An 18,840-nucleotide genomic window follows, 5' to 3' on the forward strand; every position below is an offset into this window, starting at 1 on the left:
TGGGCCAGGACGGCAGGGGACCTGCCACAGGCGGACGACCGTCGCCACGACGGCGCCCGCTCCTGCACAGGCATCCCCGTCACCGCGCAGGTCCACCGGCTCGCCCCGGACGCTGTGCCCGTGCCGGTCGTCGTCGCCGCCGCTGATCCACCGTGGGGGCAGGAGGTGCAGCGATGACGAGGACGAGCACACAGGACACGATGGAGCCGGCCACGCTCGGTGCGAGTGCGCGTACGACGGCGGGAAGGACGCAAGCCGGTGCCAGGCGCACGGCGCTGGGCAGATTCGGCGAAGAGACCGCCGCCCGGTGGCTCGCGGGGCAGGGGTACCGCGTCGTGGCCCGCAACTGGCGCGGTGTCGACGGCGAGCTGGACCTGGTCGCCGAGCACGGTGGCTGGTGGGTGGGCGTCGAGGTGAAGACCCGCTCTGGACTCGGCTATGGGGACCCCTTGGAGGCGATCACACCGCGCAAGCTGCGTCGGCTGCATCGGCTCACCCGGCAGTGGTGGAACGAGAGCCCGCTGACCGAGCGTACCGATCGGTGGCGGGTGGATGCGGTGGCGGTGTTGGTCCCGCCCGGCGGTGGCGTGCGTGTCGATCTCGTGCAGGACGTGCGCCCATGAGCGGGATCGGACGCACCCGCTCCATCACCCTGGCCGGGCTGCGGGGGAGCGTTGTCGAAGTGGAGGCGGACATCGCCCAGTCACTGCCCGGATTCACTCTGCTGGGACTGCCCGATCAGTCCCTGCAGGAGAGCCGCGATCGAATCAGGTCGGCCGCACGGAACGCGGGCCTGCCGCTGACGCGCAGACACCTGACGGTGAACCTGCTTCCCGCCGGCGTGCACAAGCGGGGCTCCTGCCATGACCTTGCCATCGTCATGGCCGCCTATGCCGCCGACGGCGCGGTGCGCGGGGCGCACGGTCCGGTGTTCCTGGCGGAGCTGGGCCTGGACGGTTCGCTGCACGGTGCTGCGGACACCGTCGCGCTGGCCATGGCCGCCGTCGAGGCCGGACACCGCGACCTGGTCGTTGCCGCCGATGCGGTGGGCCAGGCGGCGCTGGTCCCGGGCGCACGAGTGCGCGGCTACGGGCACCTTCACCACGTGGTGCGCGCTTTTGGAGGTCGGCCCGATCCGGTGCCGGGAGTGGCCTCGCACGGCCAGGCCGTCGAGCCGGCGACACGGGACGGGCGTGAGGAGGGTGCGTCGAACGTCGGAGACCTGGCCGAGGTGTGCGGACAGCTCGAGGCCCGCTATGCCCTCGAAGTGGCCGCGGCGGGTGGTCACCACGTGCTGCTGCGTGGACGCCCCGGGGCGGGCAAGACCATGCTGGCCGAACGGATGCCCGGCATCCTGCCGCCGCTCGATGATCGGACGGCGCTGCAAGTCACCGCGCTGCGCTCGCTGCGCGGCGACGCACCCAGTCCGAGCGGCCTGGACACGCGGCCACCGTTCGAGGCGCCCCACCACTCGGCCTCGACCGCCGCACTGGTCGGCGGCGGAGCGGGCCTGGCCCGTCCGGGGGCGGCCTCCCTCGCCCACGGCGGGGTCCTGTTCTTGGACGAGGCGCCGGAGTTCTCCCGCTCCGCGCTGGAAGCGCTGCGCCAGCCCCTCGAGTCCGGACGTGTGCAGCTGCACCGCGCCCTGGCCACCGTCGAGTACCCGGCGCGCTTCCAGCTCGTGCTGGCGGCCAACCCCTGCCCGTGCGGACACGGAGACGGGGCCGCCACCTCGTGCGAGTGCTCGGTGGCCCAGCGCCGGCGGTACCGGGAACGGCTGTCCGGGCCGCTGCTCGACCGGGTGGACATGCAGGTCAGCGTCCAGCCTCTGACCGGTGCCGAGCTCTCGGCGGGGCGTACCGGCGAGCCGAGCGCGCGGATCGCCCGGCGCGTGGCGAACGCGGCGCGAGCACAGCGGCACCGCTGGAGGCAGGCCGGTGACACAGCGGGTGCGGCGCTGAGCAATGCCCGTGTTCCCGCCTCCGTGCTGCGTCATGGCCGGTTCGCCCTCGCACCGAGCACCCGGGCGCCCCTGGATGCGGCCGTGGACACCGGCCTGCTCAGCGGACGCGGCCACACGCGGGTGCTGCGCGTGGCCTGGAGCGTCGCCGATCTTCGCGGCGCGGACTGTCCCTCGCGTGACGACGTCGACGTCGCCCTGCATCTGCGGCAGAACGCGGAGGAGAACGCATGAGCGGGGCATCGCCTGCGAACCTCGGGCGCCCCGGTGGCCCGGCTCAGCGACCCCGGGACGAGGTCCGCCTGGCGCGTGCGGCGCTGTCGCGGCTCGTCGAGCCCGGGGACCACACAGCGGCTGTGCTCGTCGGTGCTGTGGGTCCATGCCGGGCCCTCGCGGTGATGACGGGGCAAGACTGCCTCACCGGCGACGAGCACCAGCGCGCGGCCGCCGAGGCGGGATCGGATGAGACCTGGACGCGTCGCTTCGCCGCCGGACGCCGACGGTGGCAGACCCGGGCGGCCCAGCTTGACCCGGCCGCAGACCTGATCGCGATGCATCGGATGGGCGGGGGCCTGCTGATCCCCGAGGACGACGCATGGCCCCGCCAGCTCGACGACCTAGGCATCGAAAGACCGTTCGGACTCTGGTACCGGGGCGAGGTCCCGCCGCCCGAGGTCGGCGACACGCTCGCCGCGGTGGGCAGCCGCGAGGCGACCTCTTACGGACGCCTGGTTACGGAGCGCCTCATCGGGCAAGCCGCCCAGGCGGGCCTGAGCATCGTCTCCGGCGGGGCATACGGGATTGACGGGATCGCACACCGCACCGCCCTCGAACGCGGCGTCGGGCGTCCCACGACGCTCGCGGTGTTGGCCGGCGGCCTGGACCGGTTCTACCCGTCCGGTCATCGGCAGATGCTCGGCCAGATCGCCGCCACGGGCCTGCTGCTCTCGGAGATGCCCCCGGGGGCCAGCCCCACCCGTCACCGGTTCCTGCACCGCAATCGCCTCATCGCGGCCCTAGCGGGGGCGGTGGTGGTCCTGGAAGCTCGGTGGCGCTCGGGAGCCCAGAACACCGCGCATCATGCCCTGCGGATCGGCCGCGAGGTCGGGGTCGTGCCGGGGCCGATCACCTCGCCCTCCTCGGCCGGTTGCCACCGCCTTCTGCTGGAGACACCGGCACGCCTGGTCATGGACACCGAATCGGTCCTCGACCTCGTGCCGGGAGGCCGACCAGTGCAGGGCGAGCCCGGGCTCGCTCTGATGGTCCCGGACGGCCGGCGGGCTCGGGACCGGGCCGCGGTGGATGTGCTCGATGAGCTCGACGAACTCGAGTCACGCGTCTACGAAGCCCTGGCCCCGCGCACCCACCGGTGCGTGGACGAGCTCTCGACGGCTGCGGGCCTGCCCGTGCCGCAGCTGCTGACGGGACTGCAGCGCCTGGCCCGCCGCGGCCTGGCCGAGCAGAGCGACCAGCGGTGGCGCGCAGTGCGGCCCTCATGAGGGTGCGGACTCGATTCAGTGCGTCCCGGTGCCCGTCGTGTGCTCGGAGCGTCGAGCGAGCGTGGCACAGTGGGAGCATGCCCGAGCCGTCCCACCCCGCCGATGCCGCCCGGATCGAGGCATTCGTCGAGCACCTGCGCCACGAACGACACAGCAGCGAGCACACGTGGCGCAGCTACGCGGCGGACCTGCGGCATCTGGCGGACCACTTGGCCGGCCCAGCCTCCGGGACGAACTGCGACGCCGCCGCCCTGGACATGGCCGACCTCGAGGACCTGCGCGGCTGGCTGGCCGCCATGGCCGCATCCGGCCTGGCCCGCGGCACACTGACCCGGCGTTTGAGCGCGGCCCGCGGGTACTTCGGCTGGGCCCGGCGGCAGGGCCTGCGCGAGGACGACCCGTCCCTGCGCCTGTCCGCGCCCGCGCCGAAGCCCGCACTGCCCGCCGTGCTTCAACCAGGGCAGATGGAGCGTCTGTTCCAGACCGCCCGGCACCGGGTCGAGGACACCGTCGACGACCCGCGCCAGCACGCGCTCGCGCTCCGTGACGCCGCGCTGTTCGAGCTGCTCTACGCGACCGGCATCCGCGTCTCCGAGGCCAGCGGGCTCGACGTGGACGACCTCGACGCCGAGCGCCGCGTGGTCCGTGTGCTGGGCAAAGGCGACCGGGAACGCACCGTCCCGCTCGGCGTCCCCGCCGCGCACGCCCTGCAGGTATGGCTGCGCCTGGGCCGCCCCGTCCTCGCCCGCGCCCATGAGGGCAGCGCCCACACAGACGGTGCCCGCGGCCCGACTCAGGCCGCGATGTTCCTGGGGGCCCGCGGCGGCCGCATGGGAGTCCGGCAGATGCGTGAGCGCGTCGACCGGGCGCTCGCCGGGCTTGGCGACACCTCCGCCCGCGGACCGCACGCCCTGCGCCACACCGCCGCCACCCACCTGCTTGACGGCGGCGCCGACCTGCGCAGCGTGCAGGAGGTCCTGGGCCACTCCTCGTTGCGCACCACGCAGGTGTACACCCACGTCTCGATCGATCGGCTGCGCGAGGGCTACCGTCAGGCGCATCCGCGCGCGTGAGCCCGACTGCACGCCGTCCGCGTTGCCGGGCCGACGGCCCTCGGGCACAATGAGGGGGGCGTCTGCGCGGCCTCGCGCGCCGTCCCGGCATCTGATCTGGAGGAACCGTGTCCCACGTCGTCACCGGCGGTACGGTGCAGATCCACTCGGCCCCCGCCGCCCTGTGCCCCCACGTGGAATGGGCCCTGGCCCCACTGCTGGGTGAGGGCGCGACGGCCGACCTCGACTGGACGCCCCAGCCTGCCGCACGCGGCAGCTATCGCGCCGAACTGCCCTGGCACGGCCGCCCCGGCACGGGTGCCATGCTGGCCTCCGCCCTGCGCGACTGCGGACCCCTGCGCTTCGAGGTCACCGAACGTCCGGCCCCCGGCATTGACGGCTCCCGCTGGTCCGGCACTCCCGAGCTGGGCATCTTCCACGCCATGACCGACGTCGCCGGCAACATCGTCGTGGGGGAAGAGCGCATCCGCTATGCCTATGAGCAGGGCCGCGGCGACCTCAGCGCCGTGCTCCACGAGCTCTCCCTCGCCCTCGGCGAGGCCTGGGACGACGAGCTCGAGCCCTTCCGTCAGGCAGCCGACGGGGCTGCCGTCCGCTGGCTCGGCACGGCCGGCTGAAAGAGCAGCGCCGATGTCCCGCGCCACCGAGAACACCGACTTCGACTGCGCCGCCTGCGGTCGCCACGTCCCGGCCCTGACCAACGGCTCGTACCGCAACCACTGCCCCCACTGCCTCAGCTCCGTCCATGTCGACGTGCGCCCCGGCGACAGGGCCTCGCACTGCCACGGGATCATGCGCGCGGTGGCCGTGGACTACCACCCCAAGAAGGGATTCCAGCTGGTGCACGAGTGCCAGGGGTGCGGGCACCGCCAGAAGAACAAGGTCGCCGAGCACTGCCGCGTGCCCGACGACCGGGACCTGATCCTCGCCCTGCAGGCGCGCAACACCCCCTGGGGCTGACCCGTCAGGGGCCGCTGCCAGGGGGGTGTCCTCGCCCGCCGGAGCGGGGCCGCCTCAGCGCCCGGTGAACACGGCCACGGCGTTGTGGCCGCCGAAGCCGAACGAGTTCTTCATGACGACCCGCTGGCCTTCGGGCAGGACCCCGGGCTCGCCGGTGACGACGTTCAGGTCGATCTCCGGGTCCTGCTCGTCCAGGTTGATCGTGACCGGCGCCGTGCCGTGGTGAGCGGCGAGCACCGAGAGCACGGACTCGATCGCGCCCGAGGCGCCCAGCAGGTGGCCGGTCTGCGACTTCGTCGCCGAGACCTGCACGTCCGCCAGGTGGTCGCCGAACACGCTGCGCATCGCGTGGTACTCCGGCTTGTCGCCCACCGGGGTCGACGTGGCGTGCGCGTTCACATGGCACACCGCCGAGGGCTCGAGGCCAGCGTCGTCGAGGGCGGCGCGCATTGCACGGGAGGCACCCAGGCCCTCCGGCTCGGGGGCGGTGATGTGGTGCGAGTCGGAGGTGACCCCGGTGCCCGAGAGCTCGGCGTAGACGCGGGCTCCCCGGGCAGCGGCGTGCTCCTCGGACTCGACGATGAGCACGCCGGCCCCCTCGCCGAGGACGAAGCCGTCGCGGTCCACGTCGTACGGGCGCGAGGCGGCCTGCGGGTCGTCGTTGCGGCGAGACATCGCCTGCATCGCGGAGAACGCGGCGATCGGCAGCGGGTGGATCGCGGCCTCGGTCGAGCCGCACATGACGACGTCAGCCGTGCCCGAGCGGATCAGCGCCAGGGCGGTGCTGAGGGACTCCGTGCCGGAAGCGCACGCGGAGACGACCGTGTGCGCGCCGGCGCGGGCGCCGAACTCCAGGCTCAGGGCGCCGGCCGCGCCATTGGGCATCAGCATCGGGACGGTCATGGGCATCACCCGGCGGGGCCCACGCTCGCGCAGAGTGTCCCAGCCGTCCAACAGCGTCCACACACCGCCGATGCCGGTGCCGAAGGCGATCGCGAAACGGTCGTGGTCGATGTCCGCGTCCTCGCCGAAGCCCGCGTCCGCCCACGCCTCGCGCGCGGCGACGGTCGCCATCTGCATCGCCGGGTCCTGGCGCTTGAGCTCGACCTTCTTCAGGACCTCAGAGGTCGGCACGCTCAGCTGCGCGGCGAAGGTGACGGGCAGGTCGTTCTCCTGGACCCAGTCCTGCTCGAGGGGCGCGGCGCCCGAGACGCCGGCCAGGGCGTTGGTCCAGAACGTGGGGACGTCGCCACCGATCGGCGTCGTGGCACCGAGGCCGGTGATCACTGCGGTACGGGTCATGTCAGGGGAATCCTTGTCAGCTTGTCGCGGTCAGCGGAAGGCGGGGAACGCGGCCACGTCGCGGGGGAGGGGCAGCACGCGGCCGTCTCGGGCGAGCGCACCGGGACGAATCCGGCCCGGTGCAGAACCGGGCCGGGGCGACCGCTGCTCAGCGGCGCCCCGGCCCGGTCATGCGCCTGGAGGAGACGATCAGGCCTGGGCCTTCTCGATGTAGTCCACGGCATCCTGGACGGTCTTGAGGTTCTTGACCTCCTCGTCCGGGATCTTCACGTCGAACTTCTCCTCGGCGTTGACCACGATGGTCATCATCGAGATCGAGTCGATGTCCAGGTCGTCGGTGAACGACTTGTCGAGCTGGACCTCGTCGGTCTCCAGACCGGTCTCCTCGTTCACGATCTCGGCGAGGCCGGCGAGGATCTCTTCCTTGGAAGCCATGGGGCGTCTCCTTCTGGTTGGTGGGTACTACGGAAAACTTGGTGGGTACTGCGGAAAACAGTGAATCAGATGGCGGCCCGTCAGGGCAGGCGCACGACCTGCGCGCCGTAGACGAGGCCGGCACCGAAGCCGATCTGTAGGGCCAGGCCGCCGCTGAGCTCAGGGCGCTCCTCGAGCAGACGGTGCATCGCCAGCGGGATCGAGGCCGCGGACGTGTTGCCGGCCTCAGCGATGTCCCGGGCGATGGCGACCGACTCGGGAAGGCCCAGCTGCTTGGCGAACTCGTCCACGATGCGCATGTTCGCCTGGTGGGGGATGAACGCGGCCAGGTCCTCCGGGCGCACGCCGGCCTCCTCGAGCGTCTGGCGGGCGACCTTCGCCATGGACCACACGGCCCAGCGGAACACCGACGGTCCGTCCTGGCGCAGGGTCGGCCACAGCGGGTCCTCGGTGGCCGTCAGGCACGAGACATCACCGGTCTCGATCGCCTTCTCGACGGCCTCGCGCATCGTGAGCTGCGAGTGGGTCATGGCGATCGCGTCCCAACGCTCTCCCTCCGAGCCCCACTGGCTCTTGGAGATCCCGGGCTCCTCGCTTGCGGACACGATCACCGCACCCGCGCCGTCGCCGAGCAGGAAGGAGATGGAGCGGTCCGTCGGGTCGATCACGTCGGAGAGCTTCTCGACGCCGACGACGAGCACGTTGTCCACGGCGCCGGAACGCACGAGCGCGTCGGCCTGGGCGACGCCGTAGCAGTAGCCCGCGCAGGCCGCGGAGATGTCGAAGGCCGGCGCCGGGGTCGCGCCCAGCGCGGCCGTCAGGGCGGCGGCGGCCGAGGGCGTCGCGTGCGGGAAGGTGACCGTGGCGACGATCACGGCGCCCAGCTCCGAACCCTGAAGCCCGGCCCGTTCCAGCGCCTGTCGGGAGGCTGCCTCCGCCATGGACAGCACGGTCTCGTCTTTCGTCGCGCGCTGTCGGGTGACGATGCCGGTGCGTTGGCGGATCCACTCGTCGGAGGAGTTGATCGGTTCGACGATGTCCTCGTTCGGCACGAGGGTGGCGGGGCGGTAGGCGCCGATCGCCGTGATGCGGCTGGCGGCGACCGGGGCCGACTGGTTCAGGGAGACGGTCATGCTGGCACTTCTTCCTTGGCGAACGGACGGGGGTCCGAGGCGGAGCGGCGGCGAGCTCGGCTCAGCGACGCTCCGTCTCGGTCAGGCGGTGTGCTCCGCGATGAACGCGGCCGCGGCGTCGAGGTCCTCAGGGGTCTTGACTGCCAGGGTAGCGGTCCCCCTCATGCCGCGCTTGGCCAGGCCGGTGAGCGTGCCACCGGGCAGCAGCTCGAGGACGCCGGTCACCCCACGTTCGACGAGGGTTCTCATGCAGGCGTCCCAGCGCACGGGCCGGGTCACCTGCTCGACGATCCGGTTCAGCGCGTCCGCGCCCGAGTCGACCACGGCACCCTCACGGTTGGACAGCAGCGGGAGGCGCGGGTCGGCGGGGGAGAGGCCGGCCACGTGCTCGGCGACGGCGGGCACGGCGGGAGCCATGTGCTCGGTGTGGAACGCGCCGGCGACCTTGAGCGGGACGACGCGGGCCTTGGCTGGCGGGTCTGACGTGAGCGCCTGCAGCGCGGACGCCGTGCCGGCGGCGACGATCTGGCCGGCCCCATTGACGTTGGCCGGGGTCAGTCCATACGTGGTGAGGGCATCCACTACCTCGTCCTGGTCGCCGCCGAGCACGGCGGCCATCCCGGTCGGCTCGGCCGCCGCGGCGGTCGCCATCTCGGTGGCGCGCACCCGCACGAGGGACCCGGCGTCCTCGGCCGAGAGCACGCCCGCGATGTGCGCGGCGGTGATCTCGCCGACCGAGTGTCCCGCCACGATGACGCGGTCCGGGTTCACATCCGGCAGGGACAGGGCGCTGGCGCTGAGCACACCGGCCGCCACGATCAGCGGCTGGGCATGGGCTGTGTCCTTGATCGTCTCCTCATCGGCCTCGGTGCCGAGGGTGGCGAGGTCGAGCCCGGTGGTCTCGGAGAGCGAGGCGAGCAGCTCGGCCGCGCCGGGGCTCTCCGTCCACGGAGTGAGGAAGCCGGGAGTCTGGGATCCCTGTCCGGGGCACACGATGGCAAGCATGGGCTCCATGGTGTCAGCAACCAGGGGTCGCGGGGGCGTAGGGGGTTCGAGAACCCTGGGGGCGTTGTTTGGAGGGTTCCTACAAGTCCGTGTGGGCTGGGTCCGACCACGGATGCCGGTCCGGGATCAGATCCGGGCCCACGTCATGGGAGCCGGAATCGGCCAGGCGGCCCACGGTGATCGCGGTGCGCAGCACGTAGGCATCGCGCGGGACGAGCGGGTCCCAGCCGGTCAGCTCACTGACCCGGCGCAGCCGATAACGCACGGTATTGGTGTGAATGAACAAAGCGCGGGCGGTGGCCTCGAGGGAATGGCCGAGCGCACCGTAGGTGTCGACGGTCTCCAACAGCGCCGGGCCGGCGTCGACGAGGGGCTCGTACACGCCGTGCACCAGGCTCTGGCGGGCGGTCGGATCGCCCATCAGGGCGCGCTCGGGTAACACCTCGTGCGTCGGCGTGGGGCGCGGGGCCCGCGGGTGGGCCGGAGCCGCGGCCAGGGCCGCGAACGCATGTCGCGCGGACACGTGTGCCTCGTGCAGGGAATCGACCACCGGACCGACGGTCACCGGCCCGTCGCCGAACCACGGCGTCAGGGCCGCAGCGGTCGTCCCCGCCTCCTCGACCGAGCCGATCACCAGCACGAGGCGTTCGGCCTGCACGCCCACCAGGACGTCGCAGCGCTGTCGGGCGGCGGCTCGACGCAGACCGGGGACGAAGGCCGGCTTGTCCGTTCCGGGGGCCGCGCCGGCCATCACCATGACGCCGGTGCCGCTGTTCCAGCCGATCGCGGTGGCGCGGTGCCGGATTTCGTCCGGGTCCTGCCCGCGCAGGACGGCACCGAGCAAGACCGCCTCCAGGCGAGAGTCCCAGGCACCGCGGGTCTCGGCTGCCCGTGCGTAGACGTCGGCGAGGGCGAAGGCGATCTCACGCGAGTAGCGCAGCACGGACTCGCGCACGGCCGCCTGGTCGCGTTCCTGGACGATCTCCGGCACCGAGGACTCCACGACATCGACGACGGTCCGGATCAACTGGAGGGCCCGCTGCAGGTTGATCGAGCGGGTGAGCTCGGTGGGCGCCTGCCCGAACACCTCCGTGAGGAAGTGACCGGTGCTGAGGCTGTGCTGTTCGAACCAGTCGACGAATCCGGCCAGGCCGCGCTGCGCGACCAGGCCCAGCGCGCTGCGTTCGTCCGGGGTGAGCTGTCGGTACCAGGGCAGGGTCGCGTCCAGCCGCTGCAGTGTGGCGGTGTTGAGTTGGCCCAGGTGGGCGCGCAGCCGCGCGAGAGACTCGGCCGAGATCGATCGCGGCGCGGTGACCGTGCGTGAATCGGGCATGTGGTGGATCTTAACGACGGGGCCTCGGATCGTGAGCCGGGCTGGGCCCACAACGAGGCCGGGCCGACCACGCGTCCGCGACTGCGGAAGCGTGGCCGGCCCGGGGACGTCGAGGCGGCGTCAGGCGTCGCCGCCGGCGGTGCCGGTCGTGCCGGCGTTGACGTCGTCCAGCGTGTACTTCTGGTGAGCCGTGGCGGCGGTGCCCTTCTCGACCGCTGCCTGCTTCTCGAGCAGCTGCAGGGTGCGCACCACCATCGAGTGCGCGTCGATCAGGAAGTAGCGGCGCGCGGCCTGACGGGTGTCCGCGAAGCCGAACTCGTCGGCGCCCAGCGCCGAGAAGTCGTTCGGGATGTACGGACGAATCTGGTTGGCCAGCGACGTCGTGTAGTCCGTGCTCGCCACGATCGGGCCCTCGGCGTCGGCGAGCTTCTGCGTCACGTAGGGCACGCGCGCCTCGGCCGACGGATCGCGCAGCGCGTCCTTCTCCGCGGCAGCCGCGTCCCGGTAGAGCTCGTTCCAGCTGGTCACGGACCACACGTCGGCGTTCACGTCCCAGTCCTCGGCGAGGATCCGCTGCGCCTCGATGGCCCACGGCAAGGACACGCCCGAGCCCATCAGCTGCGCCTTCGGGCCGGAGCCGGTGCCCTCGGAGTAGCGGTACAGCCCCTTGAGCAGACCCTCCACGTCGAGGTTCTCGGGCTCGTCCGGGTGGACGATCGGCTCGTTGTACACCGTCAGGTAGTACATGACGTTGCGGGCGTCCTCGCCCAGATCGTGTTCGCCGTACATCTCGTGCAGGCCCTGGCGGACGATGTGCGCGATCTCGTAGGAGAACGCCGGGTCGTAGTGCTTGACCGCCGGGTTGGTGCCCGCCAGGACGGGGGAGTGGCCGTCCATGTGCTGGGTGCCCTCGCCGGCCAGCGTCGTGCGGCCGGCGGTGGCTCCGATGATGAAACCGCGTGCCAGCTGGTCGCCGGCGGCCCAGAGGTTGTCGCCGGTGCGCTGGAAGCCGAACATCGAGTAGAAGATGTAGACGGGCACCATCGGCTCGCCGTGCGTCGAGTAGGACGTGCCGATCGCGTTGAACGCGGCGGTCGCGCCGTCCTCGTTGATGCCGACGTGGTACAGCTTGCCCTTGGTCGACTCGTTGTAGGACAGGAACAGCTCGCGGTCCACGGCGAGGTAGTTCTGGCCGGACGGGTTGTAGATCTTCGCCGTCGGGAAGAACGCGTCCATGCCGAACGTGCGTGCCTCGTCCGGGATGATCGGCACGATGCGCGAACCGAGGTTCTTATCGCGCATCAGGTCCTTGAGCAGGCGCACGAACGCCATGGTGGTGGCGGCCTGCTGCTTGCCCGAGCCCTTGCGGGCCTGCTTGTACGCGGACTCCGGGGGCACCGGGATCTGGTGGTGCTTCGAGCGACGCGCCGGCACAGGGCCGCCGAGCTCGGAGCGGCGCTGCATCATGTACCTGATTTCGGGCGCGTCCATGCCCGGGTGGTAGTACGGGATGTCGTACGGGTCCTTGTCGATGACCTCGTCGGAGACCGGGATCCGGTGACGGTCGCGGAACATCTTGAGGTCGTCCGCGGTCAGCTTCTTCATCTGGTGGGTCGCGTTGCGGCCCTCGAACGCCTTGCCGAGTCCGTAGCCCTTGATGGTGTGGGCCAGGATGACGGTGGGCTGGCCCTTGTGTTCCATCGCGGCCTTGTAGGCGGCGTAGACCTTGCGGTAGTCGTGGCCGCCGCGCTTGAGGCCCCAGATCTCGTCGTCGGACATGTCCGCCACCATCTCCTTGGTGGTCGAGGACTGACCGAAGAAGTGCTCGCGCACGAACCCGCCGGACTCCGCCTTGTAGGTCTGGAAGTCGCCGTCGGGGGTCTCGTTCATGATGCGCACGAGCTCGCCGGACTCGTCCTGCTCGAGCAGCGGGTCCCACTCGCGGCCCCACAGGACCTTGATGACGTTCCAGCCGGCGCCGCGGAAGTAGGACTCCAGCTCCTGCACGATCTTGCCGTTGCCGCGCACCGGGCCGTCGAGGCGCTGCAGGTTGCAGTTGACCACGAAGGTCAGGTTGTCGAGCTTGTCGTTGGCCGCGATGTGCAGCTGCCCGCGCGACTCGGGCTCGTCCATCTCGCCGTCGCCGAGGAAGGCCCACACGTGCTGGTCCGAGGTGTCCGCGATGCCGTGGTTGTGCAGGTAGCGGTTGAACTGCGCCTGGAAGATCGCGTTCATCGGGCCCAGGCCCATGGAGACGGTGGGGAACTGCCAGAAGTCCGGCAGCATGCGCGGGTGGGGGTACGACGGGAGGGCGTGCCCCTCCTTGGACTTCTCCTGGCGGAAGCCGTCGAGATCTTCCTCGGTCAGGCGGCCCTCGAGGTAGGCGCGCGCGTAGTTTCCGGGGGAGGAATGGCCCTGGAAGAAGACCTGGTCGCCGCCGCCGGGGTGGTCCTGTCCGCGGAAGAAGTGGTTGTAGCCCACCTCGTAGAGCGTTGCCTGGCCCGCGTAGGAGGAGATGTGGCCGCCGACGCCGATGCCGTCGCGCTGCGCGCGCTGCACCATGACGGCCGCGTTCCAGCGCAGGTAGTTGCGGTAGCGGCGCTCGAGCTCCTCGTCGCCCGGGAACTCGGGCTCCTGATCCGCGGGGATGGTGTTGACGTAGTCGGTCGTGGTCACCATCGGCACGCCGACGGACTTCATGCCGGCCCGCTGCAGCAGCGAGCGCATGATGTACTGCGCGCGCTCGGTGCCGCGCTCGTCGACGAGTCCGTCGAAGGACTCGATCCATTCGGCGGTCTCCTCCGGGTCCTTATCCGGCAGGTTCGCCGTCAGGCCGGTCAGAATTCGGGAGCTCTCTTCGGCTGCGCTCATGCTGCCTCCTCGTCTCAGGCGGAGGCGGTGGCCCCCGCGTCGTTCTCAGCCGGGGGACGCGCACGCGCACGCCAAACGTGGCGGCATGACGCGACGCCCCCTGATGCAAAGAGGTGGTCGTGCGATCACACTACCCGCGGCGGGCCCCGCCTGGCTCGTCGACGGGGTCTCGGGTGTGCGTACAGTGGTAACTGTCACCCGAAAGGGCGGGCCGACGGGGACCGCGCCCCGACCCGCCAACTGACCGAGGAGGTCTCTTCTACATGGACGCTGAGTCCACCGCGACTGGCGCACAGGGCGCCGTGCTCTCTGAGCTCGGCCTCACCGAGGGCGAATACGTCCAGGAGTTCGGCTTCGACGAGGACGTCGACCATGCGATGCGGGAACGCCTCGAGGCGGGGCTCGGCACGCAGTTGCAGGCGGAGGAGGAGCACGAGCCCGTCGAGGCCGTGATCCTGTGGTGGCGTCATGACGACGGAGACGTGACCGACCTGACGGACGCCCTCGTGGACGCGCAGCGCAGCCTGGACGAGGGGCCGGTGTGGGTACTGACCCCGCGCAAGGGGCGCGAGGGTCACGTGTCCCCGGCGGATCTGCAGGAGGCCGCCCCCGTGGCGGGCCTGCACGTGACCACCGGTGCCGGGGTGAGCGAACACTGGGCCGCCACGCGGCTCGTGCAGAAGCGTGGCGGCTGAGCGGAGATGACGGACGCGCCGTCACCGGACGTCGAGGGCGTCGCACCCCCGGCCCTGCGCGACACCTTCGGGCAGCCGTGGCCGTGTCCGCCGATCGTCGGTCCGGACGCGTCGGCCGGACGCGGTGAGGTCGAGGCCGCGTGGCTGGTGTTCCTCCCCGGGGCCTTCACGCCGGTGTGCACCTCCGAGCTGACGTGGCTGGCAGAGATGGCCGTGGGCTTCGCACATACCGCCGACGAGGGCGGGCCGCGGGTGGGTGTGCGTGTGATCTCGTGCGATGCCGCACCTGTGCTGCGGCGTGTGGCGGAGGAGACCGGGGCTCCCGATGAGCTCGTGCTGCTCTCCGACTTCTGGCCCCACGGCGCCGCTGCCGATCACTACGGGCTGCTCGACCGTCAAACGGGACGGCCGCGACGGGTCTCCGTCCTCGTCGACGCCGATGGCGTCGAGCACGGCCGCGTGACCGCCGAGCCGGGCCGGGCTCGCACGCGCACCGAGCACGAGACCGTGACCGAGCAGTGGTCGGCGAACCGGTAGGCTGTCCGTCGTTCACGGACCTATAGCTCAGTTGGCTAGAGCATCTCGTTTACACCGAGAGGGTCGGGGGTTCGAGTCCCTCTGGGTCCACTGTTGTCTCTGGGCCTCGTCTCAGGGGCGCTCGCGACCGTCGTGCACGAACCGCGCGGGACCGGCTTCCAAGCCCCAGCGCAGCCCGCGGGCGTGCAGTTCCGGCATCTGCGGAACCTCGTCCACGGCGAACCAGGCGACCTCGAGGTTCTCCTCGTCACCCACGGCGGCCTCACCCGCCACGGCGTCCATGACCATCACCACGTCGAGATACTGCACGCGGTCTCCGTTGGGGTAGGCGACCTCATGCGTGGTCCCCACCCCGGCCAGGCGTCGCGGCACGCACTGCACACAGGTCTCCTCTGCCACTTCGCGCACCGCCGTCTCCGCCGGCTCCTCACCGGGGTCGATGATGCCCGCCGGCAGCGTCCAGGCGCCGTTGTCGGCTCGGCGCACCAGCAGCACCTCACCGTCGTCGTCGCGCAGCACAACCGCCTTGCAGCCGGAGAGCCACAGCGGGGCATGGCCGACTTTCTCGCGCAGGTCCAGAATGAACTCGGGAGTCGCCATGGCGGCAGGCTACGGCAGTGAGGGCGGCAGCCCCAGACGCTGCGCTCGTCGGAGTCCATGCGGGCACTAGCCTGGGAGGTCGTCACCGACGTCCGTGTCGTCCCCGTCATGTGGAAGGAGCCGCCCGTGCCCGCCGACCCGCCCTCCGCCCAGCCCCACGGGTTCTGGCGCCTGCCCTCCGATGACGGGCGGCGCCGTCACCTCGCGGTCATCACCGGCGGCGAGGCCGGGCAGACCATGCTCTTCCTCGACGACGGCGGCTGGCGCGTGCTCGCCCTGTTCGAGGATGCCCTCGCCGGTCGCGCGGCAGCGCGGACGCTGGATGCCCTGCTGCAGAGCGTGGGCTACCTCCGCATGGGCGGCGAGGACGTGCTCGACGGCGCCGATACGGCGCGGCCCGGCGTGGAGTGGGTCGGCTACGACCAGGTGCCGGAGGAACAGGACGTCGTCGATCAGCACCAGCCCGAGCCGCGGGCCCGCCTGTGGGTGCTGCCGTCCACCGACGGGCGCACCGTCGGCCTCAAGCTGCCGGGGCACCCACGCTGGGACGACGCCGTCGCCCAGTTCGTCGACGTGGCGGCGGCTCGCGCCGCCGTGCGGGCCGTGGACGAGCTCGTGGGCGCCGCCGGCCGTCGCTGACGCAATCCGCGCACGCCGCGGCCGCAGGGTTCATCCGTTGTTCATCGGAGGCAGCCGTGCGGGCGAGCAAACATCACCGCGCGCTATCCATAATGGGGTCAAGACCGACTGCGAACGCACGTGGCCTCGCATCAGCGGGCCTCGTGGCCGGGAAATGAGGACGAGAACATGGTGGAACTGCTCACCCCCGACACGCCGCGCGAGAACCTGCGCGAGTTCATCGACAAGCTCCGCGACGGTGGCTACACCGTCTCCGACGGCCACACGAACGACCCGGACCTGATCGACCCGCACGGTCGCGCGGTCGAGACCTGGCGGGAGGACTACCCGTACGAGACGCGCATGTCCCGCGAGGAGTACGAGCTGGAGAAGTACCGGCTGCAGATCGAGCTGCTCAAGCTCCAGTACTGGGGTGAGGACACCGGCCAGCGTCACATCATCGTGTTCGAGGGCCGCGACGCCGCCGGCAAGGGCGGCACCATCAAACGCTTCACCGAGCACCTGAACCCCCGCACGGCGCGCGTCGTGGCGCTGAACAAACCCTCGGACCGTGAGCAGGGCCAGTGGTACTTCCAGCGGTACATCAACCATTTTCCGACCGCCGGTGAGATCGTGCTGTTCGACCGTTCCTGGTACAACCGGGCCGGAGTCGAGCGCGTCATGGGGTTCTCGACCGAGGACCAGTACACCCGGTTCATGAACCAGGTCCCCCTGTTCGAGAAGATGCTGGTGGACGACGGCATCCACCTGACCAAGTTCTGGTTCTCGGTGACGCAGACCGAGCAGCGCACCCGCTTTGCGATCCGTCAGATCGACCCGGTGCGGCAATGGAAGCTCTCGCCGATGGATCTGGAGTCTCTGGACCGCTGGGAGGCCTACACCGAGGCCAAGGAGGCGATGTTCCGGCACACGGACACCGACCACGCCCCCTGGATTTCGATTCGCTCCAACGACAAGAAGCGTGCCCGTCTGAACGCCATGCGCTACTTCCTCTCCCAGTTCGAGTACGAGGGCAAGGACCACGAGGTGGTCGGCGAGCCGGACCCGAACATCATCCGACGCGGCCGCGACGCCGTCGGCGACTGACCCCGCCGCCGCGTCCGGCGTGCCAGTCGGGCGCCCTCGCGTCAGAACCCCGGTGGGGCGGCCGGCCGCTCAGCAGGCGGGTCGCTGCGTGGTGTCCGGCGTAGTCTGGGGCACCGACACCCCGACAGTCAGTGGCGCCGTGGGCGGCGCCGGGAAGGCGACACCGACAATGACGACGAATCAGCAACGAGGCACCGCCGACATCGGCGTCACCGGTCTGGCCGTGATGGGCGCCAACCTGGCCCGCAACTTCGCCCGCAACGGCTACACGGTGGCCCTGCACAACCGCAGCCGCGCCCGGACCGACCAGCTGGTGGCCGAGCACGGGCATGAGGGCACCTTCGTGGCAACTGAGTCCCTCGAGGAGCTCGTGGCCTCGCTCGCCGTCCCGCGGCGCGTGCTGATCATGGTCAAAGCCGGTCAGCCGGTCGACGACGTCATCGACCAGCTCATCCCGCTGCTCGAGGCCGGGGACATCGTGATCGACGCGGGCAACTCGCACTACGAGGACACTCGCCGCCGCGAGGCCGCTCTCGCGCAGCAGGGTCTGCACTTCGTCGGCGTCGGCGTCTCGGGCGGGGAGGAAGGCGCGCTCAACGGTCCGGCGATCATGCCCGGCGGCCCCGAGAAGTCCTACGAGGCGCTCGGCCCGATGCTCGAGAAGATCTCCGCCCACCACGACGGCGAGCCGTGCTGCGCGTGGGTCGGCACCGACGGCGCCGGCCACTACGTGAAGATGGTCCACAACGGCATCGAGTACGCCGACATGCAGGTGATCGGTGAGGCATACGACCTGCTGCGCCGTGTCGGCGGGATCGAACCGGCTGAACAGGCCGAGATCTTCACCGCATGGAACCAGACTGACCTGGCGTCCTATCTGATCGAGATCACCGCCGAGGTGCTCGCCCAGAAGGACGAGGCCACCGGCGGTCCGCTCGTCGACGTGATCGTGGACGAGGCCGGCCAGAAGGGCACCGGCCGGTGGACGGCCATCTCGGGCCTCGACGTCGGAGCTCCCGTCGCGGCGATCGCCGAGTCCGTGTTCGCCAGGTCGCTGTCCTCGCAGCCGCACGTGCGCGAGGTCGCCCGCCGCACGCTCGCCGCGGGCATCGAGTCCGTCGAGGCCCCGCAGCCGGCCGACCGGGAGGAATTCGTCGAGGACGTGCGCCAGGCGCTCTTCGCCTCCAAGCTCGTGGCTTATGCCCAGGGCATGGACATGCTGGCCGCCGCCGCGCAGGAGTACGGCTGGAGCCTGGACCTGGGCACCATCGCCTCGCTGTGGCGCGACGGGTGCATCATCCGCGCGGACCTGTTGGACGTGATCATGAAGGCCTTCGGTGGCCGCGACACCGACCGCCATCCCGAGCCCGGCACCCGCGCCGAGGGTCAGCCGGTGAATCTGCTGTTCGCCCCGGAGTTCTCTCAGGCGATCGCCGAAGCTCTGCCGGCATGGCGTCGGGTGGTGGCGACCGCGGTGACCGCGGGCGTGCCGGTGCCGGTGTTCTCCTCGGCGCTGGCCTACTACGACGGTCTGCGCGCCGATCGCCTGCCCGCCGCGCTCGTCCAGGGCCAACGCGACTACTTCGGCGCCCACACCTACCGCCGCACCGACCGCGACGGATCGTTCCACACGCTGTGGTCCGCAGACCGCAGCGAGGTCGAGGCGTGATGCGCCCCGCGTGAGACGACGAACTCCCGCGACGGAGGGCCCC

At 71.2% G+C, this 18,840-nt stretch carries 18 protein-coding genes and 1 tRNA gene; 12 read left to right on the forward strand and 7 right to left on the reverse strand.

What is annotated here, in order from left to right:
- Positions 1 to 173: 173 nt before the first annotated feature.
- The 6 genes from HDA30_RS02820 to HDA30_RS02845 all read left to right on the forward strand — a co-directional run bounded on the left by HDA30_RS02820 (position 174) and on the right by HDA30_RS02845 (position 5,492).
- Positions 174 to 623: a YraN family protein gene (locus HDA30_RS02820; protein WP_246418683.1), complete on the forward strand. Its 450-nt coding sequence runs from the start codon at positions 174 to 176 to the stop codon at positions 621 to 623.
- Positions 620 to 2,194, forward strand: a complete 1,575-nt coding sequence (locus tag HDA30_RS02825; RefSeq protein WP_158495732.1) for a YifB family Mg chelatase-like AAA ATPase — start codon at positions 620 to 622, stop codon at positions 2,192 to 2,194. Before HDA30_RS02820 ends, HDA30_RS02825 begins: the two co-directional genes overlap by 4 nt.
- The gene (gene dprA, locus HDA30_RS02830; RefSeq protein WP_184241051.1) at positions 2,191 to 3,459 is read left to right on the forward strand and encodes a DNA-processing protein DprA; all 1,269 of its coding nucleotides are present in this window, start codon (positions 2,191 to 2,193) and stop codon (positions 3,457 to 3,459) included. The genes HDA30_RS02825 and dprA overlap by 4 nt, the downstream gene beginning before the upstream one ends.
- A 77-nt stretch (positions 3,460 to 3,536) precedes the next feature.
- On the forward strand, positions 3,537 to 4,532 hold the full coding sequence (locus tag HDA30_RS02835; RefSeq protein WP_184241052.1) for a tyrosine-type recombinase/integrase: 996 nt from the start codon (positions 3,537 to 3,539) through the stop codon (positions 4,530 to 4,532).
- A 107-nt stretch (positions 4,533 to 4,639) separates the two neighbouring features.
- Positions 4,640 to 5,149 (forward strand): DUF3145 family protein, encoded by a 510-nt coding sequence (locus HDA30_RS02840; RefSeq protein ID WP_184241053.1) that lies wholly within the window; start codon positions 4,640 to 4,642, stop codon positions 5,147 to 5,149.
- Between the two features lie 13 nt (positions 5,150 to 5,162).
- Positions 5,163 to 5,492: an RNHCP domain-containing protein gene (locus HDA30_RS02845; protein WP_184241054.1), complete on the forward strand. Its 330-nt coding sequence runs from the start codon at positions 5,163 to 5,165 to the stop codon at positions 5,490 to 5,492.
- A gap of 54 nt (positions 5,493 to 5,546) precedes the next feature.
- Here HDA30_RS02845 and HDA30_RS02850 read toward each other — a convergent pair whose 3' ends face one another.
- The 6 genes from HDA30_RS02850 to aceE form a co-directional block, all read right to left on the reverse strand.
- Entirely contained in the window at positions 5,547 to 6,794 is a 1,248-nt protein-coding gene (locus HDA30_RS02850) for a beta-ketoacyl-[acyl-carrier-protein] synthase family protein (RefSeq protein ID WP_158495737.1), read from the reverse strand.
- A gap of 189 nt (positions 6,795 to 6,983) precedes the next feature.
- Positions 6,984 to 7,229 (reverse strand): acyl carrier protein, encoded by a 246-nt coding sequence (locus tag HDA30_RS02855; RefSeq protein ID WP_158495738.1) that lies wholly within the window; start codon positions 7,227 to 7,229, stop codon positions 6,984 to 6,986.
- A gap of 80 nt (positions 7,230 to 7,309) precedes the next feature.
- The gene (locus HDA30_RS02860) at positions 7,310 to 8,362 is read right to left on the reverse strand and encodes a beta-ketoacyl-ACP synthase III (protein WP_184241055.1); all 1,053 of its coding nucleotides are present in this window, start codon (positions 8,360 to 8,362) and stop codon (positions 7,310 to 7,312) included.
- 81 nt (positions 8,363 to 8,443) lie between these two features.
- Positions 8,444 to 9,367 carry an ACP S-malonyltransferase gene (locus tag HDA30_RS02865; RefSeq protein WP_184241056.1) on the reverse strand — a complete coding sequence of 308 codons (924 nt, stop codon included), beginning with the start codon at positions 9,365 to 9,367 and terminating at the stop codon, positions 8,444 to 8,446.
- Positions 9,368 to 9,446: 79 nt separating this feature from the next.
- The gene (locus HDA30_RS02870; RefSeq protein ID WP_158495741.1) at positions 9,447 to 10,700 is read right to left on the reverse strand and encodes a PucR family transcriptional regulator; all 1,254 of its coding nucleotides are present in this window, start codon (positions 10,698 to 10,700) and stop codon (positions 9,447 to 9,449) included.
- 120 nt (positions 10,701 to 10,820) lie between these two features.
- On the reverse strand, positions 10,821 to 13,571 hold the full coding sequence (gene aceE, locus HDA30_RS02875; RefSeq protein WP_184241057.1) for a pyruvate dehydrogenase (acetyl-transferring), homodimeric type: 2,751 nt from the start codon (positions 13,569 to 13,571) through the stop codon (positions 10,821 to 10,823).
- Positions 13,572 to 13,834: 263 nt separating this feature from the next.
- Between aceE and HDA30_RS02880 the strand changes: the two genes are divergently transcribed.
- From HDA30_RS02880 to HDA30_RS02890, 3 genes are all read left to right on the forward strand, one after another.
- Positions 13,835 to 14,266, forward strand: a complete 432-nt coding sequence (locus HDA30_RS02880) for a DUF3052 domain-containing protein (RefSeq protein WP_184241058.1) — start codon at positions 13,835 to 13,837, stop codon at positions 14,264 to 14,266.
- A gap of 6 nt (positions 14,267 to 14,272) precedes the next feature.
- Positions 14,273 to 14,803: a redoxin domain-containing protein gene (locus tag HDA30_RS02885; protein ID WP_158495744.1), complete on the forward strand. Its 531-nt coding sequence runs from the start codon at positions 14,273 to 14,275 to the stop codon at positions 14,801 to 14,803.
- A gap of 16 nt (positions 14,804 to 14,819) precedes the next feature.
- Positions 14,820 to 14,893, forward strand: a tRNA-Val gene (locus HDA30_RS02890).
- Between the two features lie 21 nt (positions 14,894 to 14,914).
- Here HDA30_RS02890 and HDA30_RS02895 read toward each other — a convergent pair.
- On the reverse strand, positions 14,915 to 15,403 hold the full coding sequence (locus HDA30_RS02895) for an NUDIX hydrolase (RefSeq protein ID WP_158495745.1): 489 nt from the start codon (positions 15,401 to 15,403) through the stop codon (positions 14,915 to 14,917).
- Between the two features lie 126 nt (positions 15,404 to 15,529).
- Here HDA30_RS02895 and HDA30_RS02900 point away from each other — a divergent pair, with 126 nt between their 5' ends.
- The 3 genes from HDA30_RS02900 (at position 15,530) to gndA (ending at position 18,797) form a co-directional block, all read left to right on the forward strand.
- The gene (locus HDA30_RS02900; RefSeq protein ID WP_288819114.1) at positions 15,530 to 16,042 is read left to right on the forward strand and encodes a hypothetical protein; all 513 of its coding nucleotides are present in this window, start codon (positions 15,530 to 15,532) and stop codon (positions 16,040 to 16,042) included.
- 168 nt (positions 16,043 to 16,210) lie between these two features.
- Positions 16,211 to 17,128 (forward strand): polyphosphate kinase 2, encoded by a 918-nt coding sequence (ppk2, locus tag HDA30_RS02905; protein WP_158496162.1) that lies wholly within the window; start codon positions 16,211 to 16,213, stop codon positions 17,126 to 17,128.
- Between the two features lie 169 nt (positions 17,129 to 17,297).
- Positions 17,298 to 18,797, forward strand: coding sequence for an NADP-dependent phosphogluconate dehydrogenase (gene gndA / locus HDA30_RS02910; protein WP_184241059.1), 1,500 nt, complete (start codon positions 17,298 to 17,300; stop codon positions 18,795 to 18,797).
- Positions 18,798 to 18,840: the final 43 nt, after the last annotated feature.

The organism is Micrococcus cohnii (assembly GCF_014205175.1).
Taxonomy (GTDB): Bacteria; Actinomycetota; Actinomycetes; order Actinomycetales; family Micrococcaceae; genus Micrococcus; species Micrococcus cohnii.

Bases quoted from the DNA above. Each gene is read 5' to 3' on its own strand.
- HDA30_RS02820 (WP_246418683.1), top strand. From the start codon at position 174: ATGACGAGGACGAGCACACAGGACACGATGGAGCCGGCCACGCTCGGT.
- HDA30_RS02825 (WP_158495732.1), top strand. From the start codon at position 620: ATGAGCGGGATCGGACGCACCCGCTCCATCACCCTGGCCGGGCTGCGG.
- dprA (WP_184241051.1), top strand. From the start codon at position 2,191: ATGAGCGGGGCATCGCCTGCGAACCTCGGGCGCCCCGGTGGCCCGGCT.
- HDA30_RS02835 (WP_184241052.1), top strand. From the start codon at position 3,537: ATGCCCGAGCCGTCCCACCCCGCCGATGCCGCCCGGATCGAGGCATTC.
- HDA30_RS02845 (WP_184241054.1), top strand. From the start codon at position 5,163: ATGTCCCGCGCCACCGAGAACACCGACTTCGACTGCGCCGCCTGCGGT.
- HDA30_RS02850 (WP_158495737.1), bottom strand. From the start codon at position 6,794: ATGACCCGTACCGCAGTGATCACCGGCCTCGGTGCCACGACGCCGATC.
- HDA30_RS02855 (WP_158495738.1), bottom strand. From the start codon at position 7,229: ATGGCTTCCAAGGAAGAGATCCTCGCCGGCCTCGCCGAGATCGTGAAC.
- HDA30_RS02860 (WP_184241055.1), bottom strand. From the start codon at position 8,362: ATGACCGTCTCCCTGAACCAGTCGGCCCCGGTCGCCGCCAGCCGCATC.
- HDA30_RS02865 (WP_184241056.1), bottom strand. From the start codon at position 9,367: ATGCTTGCCATCGTGTGCCCCGGACAGGGATCCCAGACTCCCGGCTTC.
- HDA30_RS02870 (WP_158495741.1), bottom strand. From the start codon at position 10,700: ATGCCCGATTCACGCACGGTCACCGCGCCGCGATCGATCTCGGCCGAG.
- aceE (WP_184241057.1), bottom strand. From the start codon at position 13,571: ATGAGCGCAGCCGAAGAGAGCTCCCGAATTCTGACCGGCCTGACGGCG.
- HDA30_RS02880 (WP_184241058.1), top strand. From the start codon at position 13,835: ATGGACGCTGAGTCCACCGCGACTGGCGCACAGGGCGCCGTGCTCTCT.
- HDA30_RS02885 (WP_158495744.1), top strand. From the start codon at position 14,273: ATGACGGACGCGCCGTCACCGGACGTCGAGGGCGTCGCACCCCCGGCC.
- HDA30_RS02895 (WP_158495745.1), bottom strand. From the start codon at position 15,403: ATGGCGACTCCCGAGTTCATTCTGGACCTGCGCGAGAAAGTCGGCCAT.
- ppk2 (WP_158496162.1), top strand. From the start codon at position 16,211: ATGGTGGAACTGCTCACCCCCGACACGCCGCGCGAGAACCTGCGCGAG.
- gndA (WP_184241059.1), top strand. From the start codon at position 17,298: ATGACGACGAATCAGCAACGAGGCACCGCCGACATCGGCGTCACCGGT.